Source organism: Pseudomonas sp. ADPe (assembly GCF_014843515.1).
GTDB classification, from domain to species: Bacteria; Pseudomonadota; Gammaproteobacteria; order Pseudomonadales; family Pseudomonadaceae; genus Pseudomonas; species Pseudomonas citronellolis.
Map to the genome: position 1 here is coordinate 487,735 of NZ_CP062122.1, position 19,125 is coordinate 506,859.

Genomic DNA, 19,125 nt, shown 5'->3' on the forward strand with positions numbered 1-19,125 from the left:
TTCCTCTCGCTACGTTGCGCGATAGTCACCACGCAGATAGAAATCCTTGGCCCGGCTGCGCGACAACTTGCCGGAAGTGGTCATCGGCAGGCTGCGCGGCGGCAGGAAGACCAGTTGCGCGCTGACGCCGAAATGCTGGCTGAGCACCGTGGCCAGGCGTGTCCGTAGCCCCTCGCGGTGCTCGGCGTCGCCATGCAGGCGCGACTGCACTAACACGACCAACTCCTCGTCCTCCCCCGCCTCCACCGCGAAAGCCGCCACGTCACCCTGGCCGAGCGGCTCGACACGCTCCAGGGCCCACTCGATGTCCTGTGGCCAAAGATTGCGCCCACGCAGCAGGATCAATTCCTTGGCGCGCCCGGTCACCACTACCTGGCCGTCCTCCATGTATCCCAAATCGCCGCTGTCGAAGAATCCTTCGGCGTCGAACATCGAGTCATCCAAACGGGCATCACGCAGGTATCCACTCATCAGGCCAGGACCGCGCACCCACAGGTGGCCGGCCTGGCCGGCTGGCAGCGGCCGGCCGGAAGCGTCGAGCACACGCACTTCGGTACCGGGCAGTACGGGTCCACAGGCCACGAAGTCCCGGGACCGCCCGTCTGCGCCTGGGCCCCGACTGAGCTGCGGCCCCTGGCCGGAACGGCCGATGGCCACAGCCAGGGTGGCTTCGGCCATGCCATAGCTGGGGGACCAAGCTTCGGCACGGAAGCCACAGGGTGCCAGAGCCTCGGTGAACTCCGCGAGGACAGACGGGCGGATCATATCTCCACCGATGCCGGCCACGCGCAGCGCCGATAGGTCCAGGTCGTCGATGTCCTTCAGGCGTTGCACTGCCAGGCGGTAACCGAAACCCGGCGCATAGGTGATGGTGCTGCGATTGGCGGACATCAGCTGCAGCCAGAGGCTCGGCCGCTTGGCGAAGGTGGTCGGGGCGAGGTAATCGACGCTGCATTGGGCGCACAGCGCCGCTATGGAAAAGCCCACCAAGCCCATGTCGTGATAGAACGGCAACCAGGAGCAGGCCCGGTCGCCGGCGCGCATGGCCATGCCGTGGCGAAGAATGGCATCGACGTTGGAGCACACCGCACGTTGCGAGATCAACACTCCCTTGGGTTGCGACGTGGAGCCGGAGGAATACTGCACATAGGCCATGTCTCCAGGCCCCAGCGGCTCCGGCTGCGGATGCGCCGGCAAGGCGTGCAGTTCGGCATGGGTAAGAACGCGGGTGCCGCTGCACAGCGCGGCGGCCTCCAGGCATTCGCGCACACTCTGCGGGGAGATTGCCAGGGGCGCGCGCGAAGCACCGAGCATGCCGGCCAGTTGGTCAATATAGGCGTCTTTGCCGCCAGGGTGGACGCTGAATGGCAATGGGCAAGGCACCAGCCCGGCGTACTGGCAGGCATAGAACAGGGAAAGGAACTCCACGCTGCTGTCAGCCACCAGCGCCAGGTAGGTGCCGCGCGGCAGGCCGAGGCCATGCAGATGCGAGGCGGCGTGCCGGGCCTTCTGGCTTAGTTCGGAATAGGCGAGACACTGATCGAGTTGGCCCAGGCTCGAGTAGAAGTTGATGCCGGTCTCGCCGCCAGCGGCGTAGTCGAGCGCCTCGGCAAGACAAGCGAAGCCGCCCAGCCGCGGCGCGAGCCGGGTGTTCCGGGTGGGCGTCGGGGTCATTGGCAGCACCGTCTCAAGGTGTCTTGTGCGAAGCGAAGACCAGCACGTCCAGGCGCTTGCCATCGGTGGACAGGCATTCGCGGCTGAGCTTGGCCTCGAACTTGAAACGCGTGTCGCCGCGGAAGTTGAAAAGCATGCGAGTGTTGCGAGCAAGGATGCGCGCGGTCATTTTCTCGACATCGCGGAAGGCATAGAAGTGGTCGAGTAGCGCATCGATGGTCGCCCAGAGCACGCCCTTGCCCTGGTAGTCCTTCTCGCCGACTCCGGTGGTGACATTGCCGACCTTGTGCACGGGGTTGACGTCAATGGTGTAGAAGCCGAGCAGTAGCGCGTTCGAACGGTCGAAGATACCGATGAAATAGTTGCGCAGATTGTCGAAGCTGGCGACGAACTCCCTGAGCTGCTCGAGACTGAAGTTCAGTGTCGGCAGGTTCAGGCCGGCGAGCATCTCCTGGTCGTTCAACCACTCCACGAAGCGCGGGGTCACATCCGCCGGGGTCAGGCTGCGCAGGATGTACCCGTTGGTCTCGATGTGGACAGGCGCGCCCCGTTGCGCGAAAGGGCGAACAGCTTCTACCACGAATTCCTCCTTGTGCTCGCTGTGGCAGCCGGATGCGGGCGATCCGGCCGTGGTTTCCCTCAAGCGTAGCCGCTGTGCTCGACGCTGCCGGGATTTTTCCCGGCAGCACCAGCAGGTGTCAGAAATCGATCTGGATGCCCACGTTGAACACCGAGCCCCGGCTGTCGCCACCAAAGGACTGGCGATAGCGGGCATCGCCGAACAAGGTGGAGTTCTCGCCCACCGACAACCGCCCACCGACACCCACTTCGCCGAAGGTGCGGTCGTAATCCTCGCGCAGCTTGGTTCCCTCGAAGTCAACTTTCTCCGGCTTGATGAAATCGTGCAGGAGGTTGGCCACCGCATAGACCTGGCCGGGGCGCTCGGCATCGGAGCGGTCGTCAAGCACGCGTACCCCCAGACGCCCACGCAGGCTGTCGGCGCCGTAGCTATCGATCTTGCCGACGTCGTCATGGAAGCTGTCGTACCAGGTGTGCTGGTAGCTCAGCTGCGCCTGCGGCTCGACTTTCCAGGTCTGCGCGAAACTCAGCACGGGCTTGCCGACTTCCGCCGACAGGCCGAGGCGCCAGGCCTTCTGGGTGCCATGGTCGTCGTAGATGTCGTCGTAGCCGTTGCGGATGTGCGAGAGCATGCCGACGGTGTCCAGGTAGCTGCCATCCGCCTGGGCCAGGGTGTAGTAACCGCCGGCGCTGAGGGTATTGGAATCCATGCTGCCCGTGTGCTTGCGGCCGTAACCCTCCTGAGGCCGCGCCTGGTCGCCGAAATCGGTATCGCCCTTGGCGTAGTCGATGACCACCCCTGCACGCTGGGTATTGCCCTGGCCATCGGCGGTGACCCAAAGGTCGTGGCCGAACTGCAGGGCGACGACGTGCTGGTCGTAGTTGAAGCGGTCGCCTTCGGCACGCTGGTTGTCGTTGTACAGGCGTTGCCAGCCGAGCAGTTCACCGTCCTTTAGATCGTAGGTGCCGCCGATGCGCTGGTGCAGGCTGGAAAGCAACGTCATCCCCTGCTCCATGTTGGCGGTCTGGGCGGCGACGACATTGGCCACCCCCGGGCGGTAATCCGGCTCGGGACTTGAATCGGGTCCGGGACAGGGGCCCGGTTCAGGGCTTGGACAGGGGGCCGGCAACTCGCCGGAGGAACTCAGGTACCAGTGACCGTTGTCGGGATCGCTTGGCGTGCCCTGGAACAGCCGGTACTCGTAGGCACCCGCCTGCACCGGCGCGCCCAGGGTGAACTGCCCTGCCGAGGTACCGTCGACCTGGACCACCTGGATGCCTTCGACGGTCTGGCCGCCGTCACCGCCGGCATTGCGCACCACCAGGGCGGTGGTACCCGCGGTGTCGCCGTTCACCACCAGCTTGTCGGTGGGGGAATCGTCGCCGCCCAGCTGGGTATTGAGCACCACGGTGCCGCCATTGCCGGTATAGGTATGCGCGCCGGTGACGGTGAGCGTGGTGGGACGGAACCCGCCCTCGCCGAAGGGGTTGTTCAGGACTACCAGGCCGGCGTTGTTGAGGGTATCGACGCTTTGGTCGAAGCCGTTCAGGGCCAGGGTGCCGCCACTTTGCACCGTGTAGACGGAGTTCGGGCTGAAGGCGTTCGTCGCGGCCGCGGCCAGGGTGGCGCCATTGCCGACCAGGGTCGGCCCCTGCCATGTGTTGGCGCCGCCGAGGGTTTGCGTGCCGCCCGTGAGATTCAGGCCTCCGGCCCCGGAAATGACGCCGGTGAACAGGCCACTTCCGGCACCGTTGCTGTCCGCCGCGGTGATGTCCAGGTCGTTGCCGCCGAGCACCACGCTGCCGCTGCCGGCGAGGGTGGTGATCGATGCCGCACCGCTGTGCCCGCTGATATCGAAGGTGCCGTTGGCTATCACTCCTGCAGACTCGGCGATGTCGGCTCCTCCCTGGAGGGCCAAGGTGCCTTCGCTGACGGTGGTGATGCCGGTGTAGCTGTTGTCCGCGGTTAGAGCCAGGGTGCCACTACCCACCTTCAACAGGTTGCCGGCGCCGCTGATGGCTCCGGACTGGGTGGCACTGTCGCTGCCGTCGACGCGCAAACTGAGCTTGGCGTTCTGGGCCAGTTGCATGGCGTTGCCGACGTCCAGGGCATTGCCATAGCCCAGGGTGCCGCCACCGGGGATGTCCTGCCGATAGCCGCTGCGGATGACCGAGCTGCCCAGAGCCTGGGCATCGTCGATCCAGAAGGTGCCGCCGTAGATATCGGTGAAACCGTGGAAGCCGGGTTGTGCGACATCCAGGTGCGTGGTGCCGGCGTAACTGGCCAGGGTCAAGCTGCCACTACCCTGTTGGCTGGCATCCAGCGTGGGTACCAGCGCACTGAAAAGCACATCCTGGCTATGGTTGAAGTTGATTACCGCATTGCCCGGGCCCAGCACGATGCTATCCGCCACCAGGGAGCCCGAGGTGGCACCGCCGACCTGCTGCTCCGGGTCACTGCCGAAGTTGATGATCCCGGTCGCGCCCGCCTGTGAGGCCAGGTACAGTTTGCCCCGCTGGGTGTCGATGGGGGTCTTGCCGGACTGCAGCAGGTCATACCCGTCATCATTCCGGACGAGATTGGTGGCCAGGGCGCCGATGAATACCTCACCACCATTGCGCAAGGTCAGCACACCGGTACCGGAATCACCGAGATGGAGATTGCCGATCCCCGTGTCTTCGATGGAGGTCTGGGACAGGAACCCACCCACGAGCCACCTGGCCCCCTGGCCGTCCACGGTAACTTTGCCGGTTCCGCCATCTACGCCAATCCGCGGCTCGAAAGCGGATACATTGCCGGGGTTGTAGCCGCCGATCTCCGAAGAGACCTTGCCGCCCGCCAGGATGTTGATCGTGCCCAGGCTGCCACTGCCCCGACCGACGATTACACCTGTCCCGAAGTTGACCCTGTTGGCACTCGTGCCACTGCCCGCATTCACCGTGAGGCTCCCCGTGCCCCCGGCATCCCCGATAATGGCGCCAATCTGCGTGGGCTCGTAGGGCCACTTCTCGCTGGCCACCTTGCCACCGGACAGCACGTTCAACTCGCCAATGCTCCCTGTGCCACTGCCGAGGATTAGCGGCATGCGAACAGTGCCCAAGGAGCCCCCATCGACGTTGACGATACCGTGCCCCTGCGAGCGCCCGATATATATAGGAAGGCTGTTGTCCCACTGAGTGTGGTTTAGAACCAGTGCATCGGTAAAATAGCGGCTGCTGCCCTTGCCACTCCCCAGCACGTTGAAAGTTCCAGTGCTGCCGCTACCGGAACCGATGCTCAGGCCAGAGCCGATGGACAACTGAGAGAACTGCAGCGTCGTGTCCCGCACGCTGAGGATGCCGTTGCCGCCCCCTCCCCCCAGGTTCAATGTACCTAACGAGAAGTAACTGCTGGCACTGCTGTTCTGGACGACGAGCTCACCTTGTCTACCACCGGAGGTACCGATATTCAGCGACAGTAAATCGTAGTTGCTGGCATCGTTGAGCCTGGCGGCGGGCAAGGTATTGATGTTGACCTCGTCAACGGGAGAGGAAGGTGACACTTGCGGCGGCGTATTGTTTGCCCAGTTGCCCGGATCGGAGAACACACCGTTGCCGCTTGCGCCGGTCCACTCGACCACGGCGGCATTCAGCGCTGGCGAAACTCCCGTCAGCACACCACCGATGCACAATGCCAGCATGCTGGGCGTGAATCGTACTCGCTGCTGCGTTTGCCGCGCGCCGGCGCCGGGCTTGCTCCTGGCCCGAACCAACTCCGACACCACAACCCACGACTGCGACGCTGCGCGCCACACCACTCGGTAAACCCTGTTCATCCCTATCTCTCCAGGTTTCCCCCACCCGCTCGAAGACGGGTACGACCTGGGGCGGTCCGTTAAGACAAGGCTCCTCTCGTCGAATACAACCTGCGGTGGTTACGGTGAAACTCAACGCATCAACGGAACTGCGGAACGCAAACGAACGATAGTTTCCTATCCAATTCTCGGCAATTTTGGATAAGGCATCTTCTGACAAATGGTCAACAATGGGACAACAGCCCAACGCATTCACCTTGGGCTACCAACTACGCTGGCCGCATGAGTCAAGTTGACTTTGCCCTCTCTCCATTAAGGGTAGATGGGCGTCTTTCAGAAAAGACCTCGTCGAAAACTAGCGCTCGCGCAGAGCCTCGCGAGCCTTGTTCAGGGGCTTTAGCAGGTAGTCGAGAATGGTCTTGCTGCCGGTATGGATATCCACCGTGGCGATCATTCCGGGGACGATGCCGAAACGCTTGCCGTCCTTGTTGGTCAGGTGATCGACGTCGGTGCGGATGAATACCCGGTAGTAAAAGACCTCGCGCTTGACCTCATCCTGGATGGTATCCGGCGAAATGGTCGTGACCTTGCCATGCAGACCGCCGTAGATGGAGTAGTCGTAGGCGGTGATCTTCACGGTGGCATCCAGGCCGGGACGAATGAAGGCGACGTCGCGCGGCGAGATGTGCGCCTCGACCAACAGCTTCTCGTCCACCGGGACGATCTCCATCAGCTTGCCGTCCTGCGGAATGACGCCACCGACCGTGGAAACCTCGATGTCCTTGACGATGCCGCGCACCGGCGAGGTGAAGGTGGTGCGATTGAGGGCGTCCGAGCGGCCACGGGTGACCGAGCTCTGCGCCTCGATCTCGGCGTTGGCCTTGGCCAGGTCCTCGCGCGCCTTGACCACGTACTGGGTCTGCAGCTCGGTGGCCTTGCGCTCCAGCTCGTTGGCCTGGCGCTTGAGACGCAGCACCTCCACGTCGCTGGCGGCACCGCGCGCCACCAGCGGCTGGGTCATGGCAAGTTCGCGGCGCACCAGGCCCAGGGCGTCGTTGATGCCGGCCAGGTTCTTCGCCAGGCTGTCCCTGCGCGAGTGGTAGAGCGCGGTCTCGCTGCTCACCAGTTCCGGGAAGGCCTGCAGGTCGTCGGGGAAGCTCAGCGGCGTGCCGTTGACCTCGGCGTACAGCCGCGCGGCCTCGGCCTTGGCGGCGCGCATGCGCGAGGCGCTTTCCTCCACCGCCGACTCGCTGCGGGTGCGGTCGAGCTGGGCGAGCACCTGGCCGGCCTCGACCAGATCGCCCTCATGGACGTTCAGCGAGACCAGGATGCCCCCTTCCAGGGACTGGATGACCTGCTCCCGGGATGATGGCACCACCTTGCCGCTGCCGGTGGAGACCTCGTCCAGGGAGAACAGGCTGGCCCACACGGCGAAGGCACCGAGCATGAGCGCGATCAGCCAGACCACCAGGCTCGAGCGCGGCAGCGGAGGCTCGGCCGGCGCGCCGCGCTGGTGCGCGCGGGGCGTCGAGACGGTGGTTTCGGCAACCGCCGGCGAAGCGTCGGGTTTGCTGATGGGGAGCTTGAGATCGGTCATTGGGTCAGCTCCTTGAGAACTTTGTCTTTGGGGCCGTCCAGCACGATGCGACCGTTGTCGATGAGGATGATCCGGTCGACCCATTTCAGGACCGGCATGCGGTGCGTGGCGACCACCAGGGTGCGCGGCGCCATCCACGGCCCCATCGCGTCGATCACCTGGCGCTCGGTCATCTCGTCGAAGTTGGCGGTCGGCTCGTCGAGCAGCACCACGGACGGGTTGCGGATCAGTGTGCGGGCCAGCAGCAGGGTCTGGCGCTGACCGCCGGACAGGCCCTGGCCGCCTTCGAGGATCACCTCGTCGAGGCCGTCGGGCAGCGACTGCACGAAGGACAGTGCGCCGGACAGCGCCAGTGCCTGGGTGATCATGGCGTCGCTGGCCATCGGCGCGCCGAGCAGGATGTTCTCGCGGATGGTGCCGTAGAACAGCCGTGAGCTCTGCGGCAGCATGGCCATGTCGCGACGCACGTCGGCGGTATCGATCATCGCCAGGTCCAGGCCGTCCAGCGACACCCGCCCCTCCTGCGGAGCGTGCATGCCCGAGAGCAGGTTGAGCAGGGTCGACTTGCCCGAACCGATGCGCCCGAGGATGGCGATCTTCTCCCCGGCCCGGATCTGCAACTGCGGCACCACCAGTGCCGGGCGCTTGTCGTTGTCGCCATAGCGGAAGCTCACGCCGTCGAGCTGGTAGTTGCCATTGAGCGCTGCGCGGTGCACGCGGCGCGCTCGCTCGGGCTGGTCCACCGGACGGCTCATCAGTTCGTCGAGCCCCTTGCGGGCGACCTTGGCCGATTGCCAGCGGGAGAACACCGACGCCATCTGTGCCAGCGGCGAGATCATTCGCGAGGCGAGGATCGACGAGGCCACCAGGGCGCCGGTGGTCATGTCGCCCTGCATCACCAGGTAGCTGCCCAGGGCCAGGACCAGGGCGTAGACGATGCCCTGCACTTCCTGGGTCCAGCTCATCAACAGGCTGGTGAGGAAGCGCTGGCGCATGCTGATGCCGGCGGAGACGTCGTTGACGTTGTTCCACTGATTCTGGAAGCGCGCCTCGGCGCGCAGCAGCTTGATGTCCTCGATGCCCTGCACCGCCTCCACCAGCATGGCATTGCGCAGCGCCGACTCGCGCATGCCTTCGTTGGACAGGCGCTCCAGCGGCTTCTGGATCAGCAGGCCGGGGATCACCAGCAGCGGGATGGCGCCAAGAGCGACGAACACCAGTGGCCCACCGACCATCCAGAGCACCACCAGAAACAGCAGGAAGAACGGCAGGTCGGCCAGCGCGCCAACCGTGGTCGAGGTGAACAGGTCGCGCACCTGGTCGATCTCGCGCAGTTGCGAGATGAAGGTGCCGGTGGAACGCGAGCGCGCCGAATTGCGCAGGCGCAGCGCGCGGCCGAAGACCACGTCGGAGATGCGCAGGTCGGCGCGCTTGCCGACGGTATCGGAGATATGGGTACGCGAGACGCGCAGGCAGAACTCGAAGAAGATCGCCAGCATCACGCCGCCGAACAGCACCCACAGGGTGGCTTCGGAGTTGGCCGGGACCACCCGGTCGTAGACCTGCATGGAGAAGATTACCCCGGCCAGCGCCAGGACGTTGGCCACCAGCGAGGCGAGCATGATGTCAGCGTAGCGCTTCCAGTCGCGCAGGGCGATGCTCCAGAACCAGTTGCGCCGGTACGGGCGGATGTACTGGTCGACGCGCGCATCGGCGACCGCCACCTGCGGGCGGAGGATCGCCACGCGACGCACCCGCTGGCGGAACTCTTGGACGCCGATGCGGGTTTCCAGGCCCTTGTCGCCGCTGAACAGCACGCCGAGGTTGCCCTCGCCGTCGATGGTCTGCACGACGCAGACGCTGCCGTCGTCGAACTCCGCCACCAGCGGCAGGCGCCAGGCATCGAGCAGTTCGACCGAGAGCTTGCCGAAGCGCAGCGCGAGCCCGAGGCTCTTGGCCATATGCAGCAGCATCAGGTCGGCGGAAGCGCCCTGCTCCCAGGCCAGGGCGACGCGCGCGCCCTCCTCGGAGACGCCGATCCCGTAGTGACGGGCAACGGCCAGCATGGCATCCAGCCAGCGCGCGGATTGCGGGGTCAGGCTCATGGCAGCACCTCCATGCCTTGCACCGTGGTGTAGTTCAGCCCGTAGAACTCGCGGTTGCGGCCCTGGGCGTCGACCAGCCCGACCAGGCCCAGCCAGAGGTCGTGGCGCACCATCTCCTCGTCGGAGAGCGCCTGGTAGTACTCCTGCTCGGTATTGAGCAGGTCGAGGATCGAGCGGGTGCCGAGCTTGTACTGCTCGCGGTAGAGCTCGCGGGATTCGTCGAGGTTGCGCTTGCGGCTGCCGAGCACGCCCAGGCGCGCACGGTTGCCGATGATCTGCTCGCGCATGCGGCGCATCTGGTCGCTGGCCGACAGGCGCGCGTCCTCGATGCGCTGGCGCGAGGCCTCCACCGCATTGGTGGCGGCGCGTACCTGGGCGCGCAGGCCGCCGCCCTGGTAGAGGGTCGAGGTCAGGTTGAGGCTGATGCTGTTGTCGCTGCCGTGGCGCTCGTAGGTGTTGGGGTTGTCGCCGCTCAGCGCCTTGGTACTGGAGGCGTCGATGGTCAGGGTCGGCATGCGGTCGGCCTTGGCTACCCGCAGTTGCGCCTCGGCGGCCTGGCGTTCGGCCTCGGCGGCCAGGACATCGGGGAGAATGCTGGCATCCAGGCGCCGCGCCAGGTCGACGCGGGCAGCCTGGTCGTCGGAAAGCGCGGTGATCTCGCCGGAAACCGGACCGCCGACCAGCGTGCGCAGGCGCTCCTGGGCCTGGTTGTACTGCGAGCGGATCTGCAACTGGCTGGCGCGCGCGGCATCGACCCGGGCCAGCGCCTGGATCGGGTCGGAGCGGCTGGTGACGCCGGCGCCGGCGCGGTCCTGGGTCATCGCGTAGACGCGCTCCATCGCCTTCACCTGCTCGTCGGCGATGCGCCCGAGCAGGCGGTAGCGGTGCAGGTCTATGGTCGCCTCGGCGGTCTGCCGGGAAATCAGGTCGATCTGCTTGAGCACCAGCGCCTGTTGCCGGCGCGACTGCGCTTCGGCGCCATCGACGCTACCGGCGACCTTGCCGAAGTCGTAGAGCAGTTGCGAGACCGACAGCGAAGCGGTCTGGCTGGTGCCGTTCTGGGTGGTGTCGCCGCGCCCCACGCCCAGTTTCACCTGGGGGTAGTAGCCGGAACGGGCCATGGCGATGCCGTCGCCCTGCTGCGCCAGGGTCGCGATGGCATCGGCGATGGAAGGATGGCGATTGACCGCCATGTGCACGGCCTGGTTGAGATCCAGCAGGCGACGCGCATCGGGCGCGTCGAACTCCGGCGTCAGGCGCTGGCCGCCGGTCTGCTCGATCAGTTGGCTGGGTGCCAGACTGCGCTGTTCGGGGCTGCTGGCACCGAACCAGCCATCGTCGAGGACACTGGCGAGCGTCGCGGTGGAGAAGCTGGCCAGGCAGAGCCAGGCCAGAGGAGCAAGTTTCCAGGCGTTCACCGAGAGCCTCCAGGAGTCAGTAGAGACGCGCCTGAACGGGATTCCGTGCTCGTTTCGAGGAACTCATCCTGGAGTACCGGCGCGCCATGGATACGCGACGTTCGTCTGCAGCGCCCTCGGAGGGCGGGGGGAGATGGGCCCGACTACGGCCGCCGGTAGGCTGGCCAGAGGATGCCCGCTGGAGAAGAAGGCCGTCTGGGACGGCCTGTTGCGAATCGTCGGGGCCATTATCTGAAGCCCCTTCCTACGCATGAATGAGACATTTCCTAAACGAAAGCTACCCGGCCACCGCGACGCGACGAGCGCAACGGGAGCCGGGCAGGAAGGTCGCGGCCGGTAGGGAACAAGGGGCGCCGGTGGCGTGGCACCCCTTGGACAGGGTCGTCAGACCACGTTGATGCCGTGCTGGATCAACAGGTCCGCATTGGTGTTGCTCCCCATGCTCGCGTTGTGCCAGATGTCGTAGTCGACGCCATTCACGGTCTTGCTGCCGCTGACCTCCCAGCCGCCAGAACCGACCGTCTCGGCCAGGTCCACGGTGGAAGTGCCGTCGCCCTTGATCATCAGGTTGGGCACCTCGTCGCTGGTGGTATCCACCTGCTTGAGCACGTCCGACAGCCGCAGCGAGAGGGTGTTGTTGCCACTGCCCTCCTGGCTGCTGCCCAGGTCGAAGATCTCGAAACCCTTGACCCGCGTACCGTAGCTGGTGAGGTCCAGCTGCAGGCCGGAGGCCTCGAACTTCAGGGTATCGATGCCCAGGCCGCCGTCGACGCGGGTGAAGGTCGTCCCCGCCAGGCCGATGGTGTCGTTGCCGGCGCCGCCCATGGCCACGTCATGCTGTACGCTGGTATCGGTGGTGCCGGTGGTATCGGTGCCGATGCCGTGGATGATGTCGTTGCCCTGGCCGCCGCTGATGATGTCCACGCCGTTCTCGATGGCGGATGCCCCCGGGCTGGTGGTGCCGGCCCAGATCTCGTCGTCGCCCACGGTGTAGCTGTGGGTCAGCAGGGCGATGGAGCCGCTGTAGATGTTGTAGCCGCCGGCGTTGGTCGCACCGGTGTCGCTCTGCCAGACGCCGTAGCCGTAGTCGGCGATGCCGTCGCCATTCCAATCACCAGTGGTCATGCCGGTGCCGGCGTAGTCGTTGGCGTTGACGCCGGTGTACTTCACCGCCAACCCGGCCGCCACCAGGGCGTCCAGATCGGTATTGGCATCGAAGCCGCCGCCCGCCTTGCCGTAGACCAGGTACACCGCGCCGGCGTTGGTCACGCCACTACCATCGTATCCAGGCATTCCGACCAGGAAGTCGTCGATACCATCCCCGTTGACGTCGCCCCCGGAACTGATCGACATGCCGAGCCCGCCGTTGGCTGTAGTGACGGAACCGCCTATGGCAGTGCCATTGCTACCGCTGGAGAGGATGAAGCCGTCCTTTCCATCCAGCTCACCCAGCTTGATATCGGCCCAGGCCGCCCCGCTTTGCTTGCCGTAGATCACGTAGATGCGGCCCGGCGCCAGGCCGTCGCCTGTGCCGTCCCCCCATCCCGGCGAGCCAATGGCGAAGTCCTCGATGCCATCGCCGTTGATGTCGCCGATGTTCTGGATCGACGAGAAGCTCGGATAGTATTGGCCGGCCCATTCCGTAGTCCCGCCCGGCTCGGTGGCACCGCCAAGCCATTCATTGGCCTCTGCCCCGGTCAGGCGCACCCCTTGCTCCGGGGCCAGATTCTTCAGATCGAAGGAATCCCCCAGCCCGGTTGCGCCGCCCCAGATCAGGTAGGCGGAGCCGCTGCTGGACACGGTGCTGCCGGTCACGCCGTTGCTGCGCGGTGCAGTTACGATGTAGTCGGCGAAACCATCGCCATTGACATCGCCAATGACCTTGATCACCGAGCCCAGCTCGGCCCCGGAATCCGGGGAATAGGTGGTGCGTACGTTGGTCTGGTTCGCCACCCGCTCGCCCAGGGTCGTTGAGTTTGCACCGGTGGCGTGATACAGGCCTCCCGGATCGCTGTCACTGGAATAATTGCGCAGCAGCAGGTTGCCCCACTCACCACTGCCCGCTGCACCGGCATGCCCATATAGCACCACGTACATACCGTTGTTACTGGTGTTGCCGTGAGCCGAACCTATGATGATATCGGCATATCCGTCACCGTTGATGTCACCACCGCTGATGCCAGTGGCGGTCCAGGCTCCTGTATTACTGTCCTTGATCACAAACCCATCGGTGGTTGCGCCTTTCTCAATGCTGCGCAAGTCCAAGGTACTGAGGGTGTTTCCCTCGCGTCCGAAGATCACGTAGGCGCGGTCGTTCAGCGTGCCGGCAATGGCGAAGTCATCGTAGCCGTCGCCATTGATGTCTCCCAGGTTGGTAACCACTTGGCCCTGGATGCCCAGGTCGCCGCCGCCCCCCTCGATTCCAGTTTGCTTGATGCGGAAGCCCTGCTCGGGGCTCAGGTTGTCGATGTTGCTCAGAGAAGGCAGGCCGTTGGCGCTGCCGTAGAGGACATACATGTCCGACTGGTAGGCTGCGGTGGAGCCGTAGATGGCATGTGGCGCCGAGACCACGAAGTCCTCATAGCCGTCGCCGTTGAAGTCGCCAATGGAAGACATTGCCCATCCCAGCCCATCGTTGGCCTGGATGCCAGACGACTTCGATGGCGTTCCCGCCACGTCGATGACCAGCCGCGCATCCGCGTTGTTGTCGAGCAGACCGACCTGCGAGTGGTTACCCGCCTCGTCGACCAGCACGGCCTTCAGGTTATAGGTTCCGTCGAACATCGATCTGAGGGGTGGTAACCGTTAGTAAATCCTGTACAGTCCGCGCCACCTTCTGAACCGTCTGGGACAGCCGTTTCCAGCCTTCTAGAGGAAAACTATCAGCACTGGTTAAGGCAGCGGCATGAGGCTTGTATTCGCAACAAAAGACCTAACCCTGGCAGGTAGATCCTTCGAAGGCTTTCCGTTGCTGATTGGGTCTGAGGGATGGCCAGTCGAGCCAGCGCAAACCTTTCTTTGGCAAGCACTGATCGAGTCAGGGGAGTCTTTGAGCGATCTGACTTGGGAAGCCTACGGACGCCGTCTATACGATTACTTCGCCTTCCTAGACGCCAATGACTTGGCCTGGAACGAAGAAAGCCCGGCCCACGGTCTCAGCGTTCTCTCCAGGTACAGGGATTGGTCTAGCGGAGAATTATCTCTTGATCCTGGTACGGTGAATAATCGCCTTGCTCTGGTCGTGAGGTTCTACCGATGGGCCAAACAGCGCGGTCTTATCACCATTCTTCCCTTTGGAGAGAAAAGGGTGAGAGCGGCTTCTCACCAGGGACTCCTTACGCACGTTGCGAGGCCTGGGGCCGAGAACACCAAAGTGTCGGTGATGTTGCGTGACCGTAAGCGACCGACAAAATTTTTGACCAAAGATCAGGTCAAGGTATGCCTTGCAACGGATACTGATCCTAGTCACCAAATACTGTTCCATCTCATGGTTCGTACTGGGCTTCGCTCCTGTGAGGCAAGGTCATTCCCCCTAAAGTACGTTTTCAATCCCAGATTAAAAAAGGGGCTGCGCTTTGGGCAGATGATAAGCATTGCTCTTGATCCTTCTGACATGCATATCAAGTACGACCGCCCGAGAACCATTGATGTGCCTTGGTCGCTGATGGAGAACATGTGGTCTTATTCCCTTCATCAGCGTGAGATTCGTAAATCGCAAGGTGATGGATCTGTGACGGCGCTTTTGCTTACCAACGAAGGCAGACACTACTCCAAAGATTCTGTTGTGGATGTCATGAAGTCTTATGAGCGTAAGTGCGGCTTCTATGTTCGTGCACATATGCTTCGCCACACCTATGGTACTTACACGCTGCTGGCTCTTCGGAAAAGTAAAGACTTTGAAGGGGAACCGTTGCTATACGTAAGAGATAGATTGGGCCATTCCGACGTCCAAACAACAATGATATACCTGCATCTAATCAATCAGCTTGAGGCTCAATCCGTCATTGCGCATGAGGACGAGATTGACATGATGTTTATGGCTAGTTCTACGAAGCAGATCTGAGGTAGTTAAATTGGCAAGGCAAAAAAACTACACGGCATCGTTGAAGTCTGTCACAGACGGATTCGAGGCTGTTGAAAATAATATCTGCATTGATCTTCCGAAAAACCCTAGACACCATAAAAAACTAGACCATGAAAAATACTTGGGTCTGGGTTTTGATGCTTGGGCAATTCAGAGTTTGCATGTAATAAGGATATTGCTTCACGGAGGAAATTTCTCTGTGGCGACCTTGATAGGTTATTCTTCAAATGGGCTGCGATATTTTTTAACGTTCTTGGCCGGTGGAGCGGTCGCGTCACCTCCTGCTACACCTAACAATCTAACCAAGCGGCATTTGGAGCGTTTCGTCTCTTGGCTTAAACTGAAATATCCGAACGGATCCACAGCCAAAAATTACTACACTAGCTTCAAGTCGCTCGTGATCGTCATGGCTGATTACGGTTTCGTAGAGGGCGATCTTGATAACTTGCTGCCACCAAACCCGTTTCCAAACAATGCTCACGTCACCAAAGATGCCGATCCCCTAACCATTGGGGAAATGCAAAGGCTGCTGAGTGCATTGAAGGCCGATCTTGTCGCGATTCACAAAGGAACCTTTTTAGGTAATGGCGCCGAGGCGATGACAGTGATGTTAATAATCACTGCCGCAAGATCGGGTATCAATACCACGCCACTGCTAGAAATGAAAAGGGATGCCTTACAGCCTCACCCATTTATTCCTAGTCTGCGTTTGATTACGACGATAAAGCGACGGGGCAAAGGTGCGCAGAGCAAAACGATACGCCAGACCAATCTGCTGGATGAGTACAGCGCTATACCGCTAGATGGCGTTGCTGTCCTGAATAAAGCTCTTGAGATGAGTAAGATGCTTGTGCCGCTTGCATCGAAGGATATCTCCTCATACGTGTGGTTATACCGTTCTGGCCAGCCGGGCCGCTTTGACGAAATTGCAACTCTAACTCCAAGTGCAGTCTTTTCCTCGACCAGGAGTATTTGCGAACGACATGCGCTCCAAGATGATCAAGGGAATCGATTAAATGTCACCCTCAGCCGGTTGAGAAAGACAATGGAAAGCCGTCTTTGGAAGCTCAGCGGAGGGGACATTCTCGAAGTTTCATCGGTCATGGGGCATACGCCGCAGGTTGCAGATAACCACTATTTAAGGATCAACGATGAAATCAAGGCTGAGGGAGCTATTTTTGTTGGTGAAGCCTTTCCTGACAAGCTACGTGGAACCCACGTTACGCCTACTCCTCCTGGAGGTTGCCAAGACAGCCTGTACGGCAATCGGGCACCTAAGGATGGGGTCAATCATTGCTCTGAGTTCATCCACTGCCTTGGGTGCCCTAGCTACGCCATCGTCGGGACACTTGAGGATTTGTATCGCCTATTTAGCTACCAGCAATTCCTTTATGCGGAGGTTGAATACTATCTGACGGATGAATGGGAGGCATGGCGCAAGCGCCAGTTCAACTACATACAACTAATAGATGCATTTACTCTACAAAAGTTTGATCCGGCTTTGGTGGCCCGAGCAAAGGCTAAGGCAGAAGCATCTCCGCATTTGTTTTGGTCAAAAAAAATTGAGTTCATGAAAAAAAGAATGGATGGCAGAGTTTGAACATCAGGAACTCGAATGCGGTTTTGAAGGCGTATGATGTCCTCATTGCGCAGCCAATTACAGCCAATGGCCTGAGCCCCGCAGAGCGAGACGCTATTATCGTAAGCGCTGTTGTTGACGAGCATGGTGAAATGCTAATTCTTAGCAGGCTCGGGGATTCCCAGTGGGATCTTCGCCCGTTTTTTGATCAGGCCAACGTTGCCGAATACTTTAAGTTCATAAACTGGGATACGAGCATTCCTCAAGCGCTCATTGATGATTGTAAAGCCGTGACTTATGCGTGGTTTAAAAGGGGAATGCCCAGCTCAAAACCCCCTATCGCTAGAGGTATCACAACTTTGGCGGTAGCAAGCGTTATGCCATTTTTGCGGTGGCTTAAAGATCTTGGTATCGCGAGATTCTCTGATGTCCGTCCAATCCATATCAGTAATTATATCCATTATTGTAAGCATGAACTTAAACTGAGGCCGCTTCCTTTGTATGGGCGGCTACGGATTATCGATTTCATTTGGGTTTTCGCTTCCGATATGCTATTCCCGCTTCAGAGTTATCCGTGGGGCAACTCTACACTATGGCGCATATGTGGAATTAGTAAGGTAAAAGGGCTTGATGCTGCTAACAAGAACGTAGGTCGAACGGATATAATCCCGCCTGAAGATCTGTCGAAAATATTCAATTTTTCGGAGGCTGTCGTTCGGGATATGAAATCCGAGCTTTCGATCAATGGCATTGGATACAACCCTAGCGATGATCAGCTATCAGTGCTTTGCAGAGATGCCGTACTTTTTATAGTTTCAATAACTAGCGGCATGCGTAATGATGAGGCTATTGGGATCGAGGTTGGAGCTTGGCGCCGTGTCGTTAAAGACGGCGTGTTGTTTTGCTGGGTTTCCACGATAGAGCACAAAACTGGGAAAGGGCGCGTAGAGTATCTCGTCCCTGAGTTAACTCTGAACGCGCTTGAAACCTTCGCAAAATATTCAGTAACTATCAGAAAGGAGCTAGATCAAGAGATCAGGCTTCTTGCAAAGGTTACCAATCCAGATGACCCCGCTGAACATTTGCTCCGGCTGGAAAAGGCGCGAAGGGACTCGAAAAAGCTATTTCTTGGACGGCATGCTCCGGGTGGAAGAATTCAGGATCAATATGTGGAGGCCCTTAGCGGGCAGGCATCAAATTATGCATTTGATCGGTTAGCCAAAGCTGCTGGGAGCACTTGGCCACTGAGGACGCACCAATGTAGACGAACTTATGCTCGATGCTTTGTAGAATCCCGTATGGGCCGCACCTCCCTGATCTATTTAAAATGGCAGTTCAAACATACCAGCATGAGCATGACTCAGCTCTATGCATCGAATCCGCAACAAGATCTAAGCCTTTTTGACGAAATCTTCCAGCAAATGACCGAATTCAAAATCGACCTGATCGAGTCATGGCTCGACGATCAGCCATTGGCTGGCGGGGCCGGCGAAAAGATCGTGGAGATGCGGGCTATTCCGATCAAAGATAGGGCCGCTCTACTTGCCCAAACGGCCCCACATGCCAACATTCGTGCTACTGGCCACGGCTGGTGCATTGCGACGGAGCGGGGCTGCGGTGGAGCTGGGTTATACGAAGCAACACGCTGCCCAGGATGCAAAAGCTCGGTGATTGATGAGTTTTTCGCTGGCACGTGGCAGGACATTTACAGCCAACAGCAGGAGCTGATCAAAATCGTGGATGCAGGCCCTGCTGTTAGGCAGCGAGCAGAGCGCGACATGCAGGTCGCACTGGATGTCATCACAAGCTTAGGTCTATCTCCCATCAATGACGATACCAACGAGGCTGGGAATGGCGATTAAGCCGACTGAGGGGCAGTCCCCTGGCCGTTCGCGGTCAAAAACACTAGATGCCCTTGATAAAGTCATTGATGGCCTTGTCGAAGGTAACGAGAAGATTTCCATCGCTTCGGTTGCCCGAGCAGCAGGCGTTACACCTGGCCTCATTCACAACACGTACCCAGCGGTGGCGGAGAGAATTCGCACACTCATGGGCAAGTCAGTGCGCGCCCAGCGTGATTCGAAACATCAGGCGCTGATGGTTGAGAAGGAGAAAAATCGTGCCCTTCGTGCGGAAAACGAGCAGCTTCTGGAGGAGCTCGCCCGATTGGCATCTGTAAACCAGGTTTTGATACTTGAAATGGCCCACTTCAAGGGTGTCGTTGACGGTAAAGTTGTCGTCTTTGTACCGAAGTCAGGGGCCAATAACGAAAAGGCCCCTGATTGAGAGCGTTTC

General features: G+C 60.9%; 11 protein-coding genes. 4 read left to right on the plus strand and 7 right to left on the minus strand.

Annotation, left to right across the window (positions count from 1 at the left end; all coding sequences use genetic code 11):
• Positions 1-9: 9 nt before the first annotated feature.
• The 7 genes from IG194_RS02130 to IG194_RS02160 all read right to left on the minus strand — a co-directional run bounded on the left by IG194_RS02130 (position 10) and on the right by IG194_RS02160 (position 13,951).
• Entirely contained in the window at positions 10-1,674 is a 1,665-nt protein-coding gene (locus IG194_RS02130) for a fatty acyl-AMP ligase (protein ID WP_058490270.1), read from the minus strand.
• A gap of 13 nt (positions 1,675-1,687) precedes the next feature.
• Positions 1,688-2,254: a GNAT family N-acetyltransferase gene (locus tag IG194_RS02135; protein ID WP_009617095.1), complete on the minus strand. Its 567-nt coding sequence runs from the start codon at positions 2,252-2,254 to the stop codon at positions 1,688-1,690.
• Positions 2,255-2,372: 118 nt separating this feature from the next.
• Positions 2,373-6,068 (minus strand): autotransporter outer membrane beta-barrel domain-containing protein, encoded by a 3,696-nt coding sequence (locus IG194_RS02140; RefSeq protein WP_082996259.1) that lies wholly within the window; start codon positions 6,066-6,068, stop codon positions 2,373-2,375.
• A 334-nt stretch (positions 6,069-6,402) separates the two neighbouring features.
• Positions 6,403-7,644 carry an HlyD family type I secretion periplasmic adaptor subunit gene (locus IG194_RS02145; RefSeq protein WP_009617093.1) on the minus strand — a complete coding sequence of 414 codons (1,242 nt, stop codon included), beginning with the start codon at positions 7,642-7,644 and terminating at the stop codon, positions 6,403-6,405.
• The gene (locus IG194_RS02150; protein WP_058490272.1) at positions 7,641-9,749 is read right to left on the minus strand and encodes a type I secretion system permease/ATPase; all 2,109 of its coding nucleotides are present in this window, start codon (positions 9,747-9,749) and stop codon (positions 7,641-7,643) included. Before IG194_RS02150 ends, IG194_RS02145 begins: the two co-directional genes overlap by 4 nt.
• A complete protein-coding gene (locus IG194_RS02155) occupies positions 9,746-11,167 on the minus strand; it encodes a TolC family outer membrane protein (RefSeq protein ID WP_009617091.1) in 1,422 nt (473 codons plus the stop codon). The genes IG194_RS02150 and IG194_RS02155 overlap by 4 nt, the downstream gene beginning before the upstream one ends.
• Positions 11,168-11,551: 384 nt before the next feature.
• Entirely contained in the window at positions 11,552-13,951 is a 2,400-nt protein-coding gene (locus IG194_RS02160) for an FG-GAP-like repeat-containing protein (RefSeq protein ID WP_058490273.1), read from the minus strand.
• Positions 13,952-14,072: 121 nt separating this feature from the next.
• Here IG194_RS02160 and IG194_RS02165 point away from each other — a divergent pair, with 121 nt between their 5' ends.
• The 4 genes from IG194_RS02165 to IG194_RS02180 are packed head-to-tail and all read left to right on the plus strand — an operon-like array spanning position 14,073 to position 19,116.
• Positions 14,073-15,230, plus strand: coding sequence for a tyrosine-type recombinase/integrase (locus IG194_RS02165; RefSeq protein WP_058490274.1), 1,158 nt, complete (start codon positions 14,073-14,075; stop codon positions 15,228-15,230).
• Between the two features lie 10 nt (positions 15,231-15,240).
• Complete coding sequence (locus IG194_RS02170) at positions 15,241-16,851, plus strand: hypothetical protein (protein ID WP_082996260.1); 1,611 nt, start codon at positions 15,241-15,243, stop codon at positions 16,849-16,851.
• On the plus strand, positions 16,848-18,692 hold the full coding sequence (locus IG194_RS02175; protein ID WP_176707158.1) for a tyrosine-type recombinase/integrase: 1,845 nt from the start codon (positions 16,848-16,850) through the stop codon (positions 18,690-18,692). Before IG194_RS02170 ends, IG194_RS02175 begins: the two co-directional genes overlap by 4 nt.
• Positions 18,682-19,116, plus strand: a complete 435-nt coding sequence (locus tag IG194_RS02180) for a TetR family transcriptional regulator (RefSeq protein ID WP_176707159.1) — start codon at positions 18,682-18,684, stop codon at positions 19,114-19,116. The genes IG194_RS02175 and IG194_RS02180 overlap by 11 nt, the downstream gene beginning before the upstream one ends.
• Positions 19,117-19,125 lie beyond the last annotated feature (9 nt).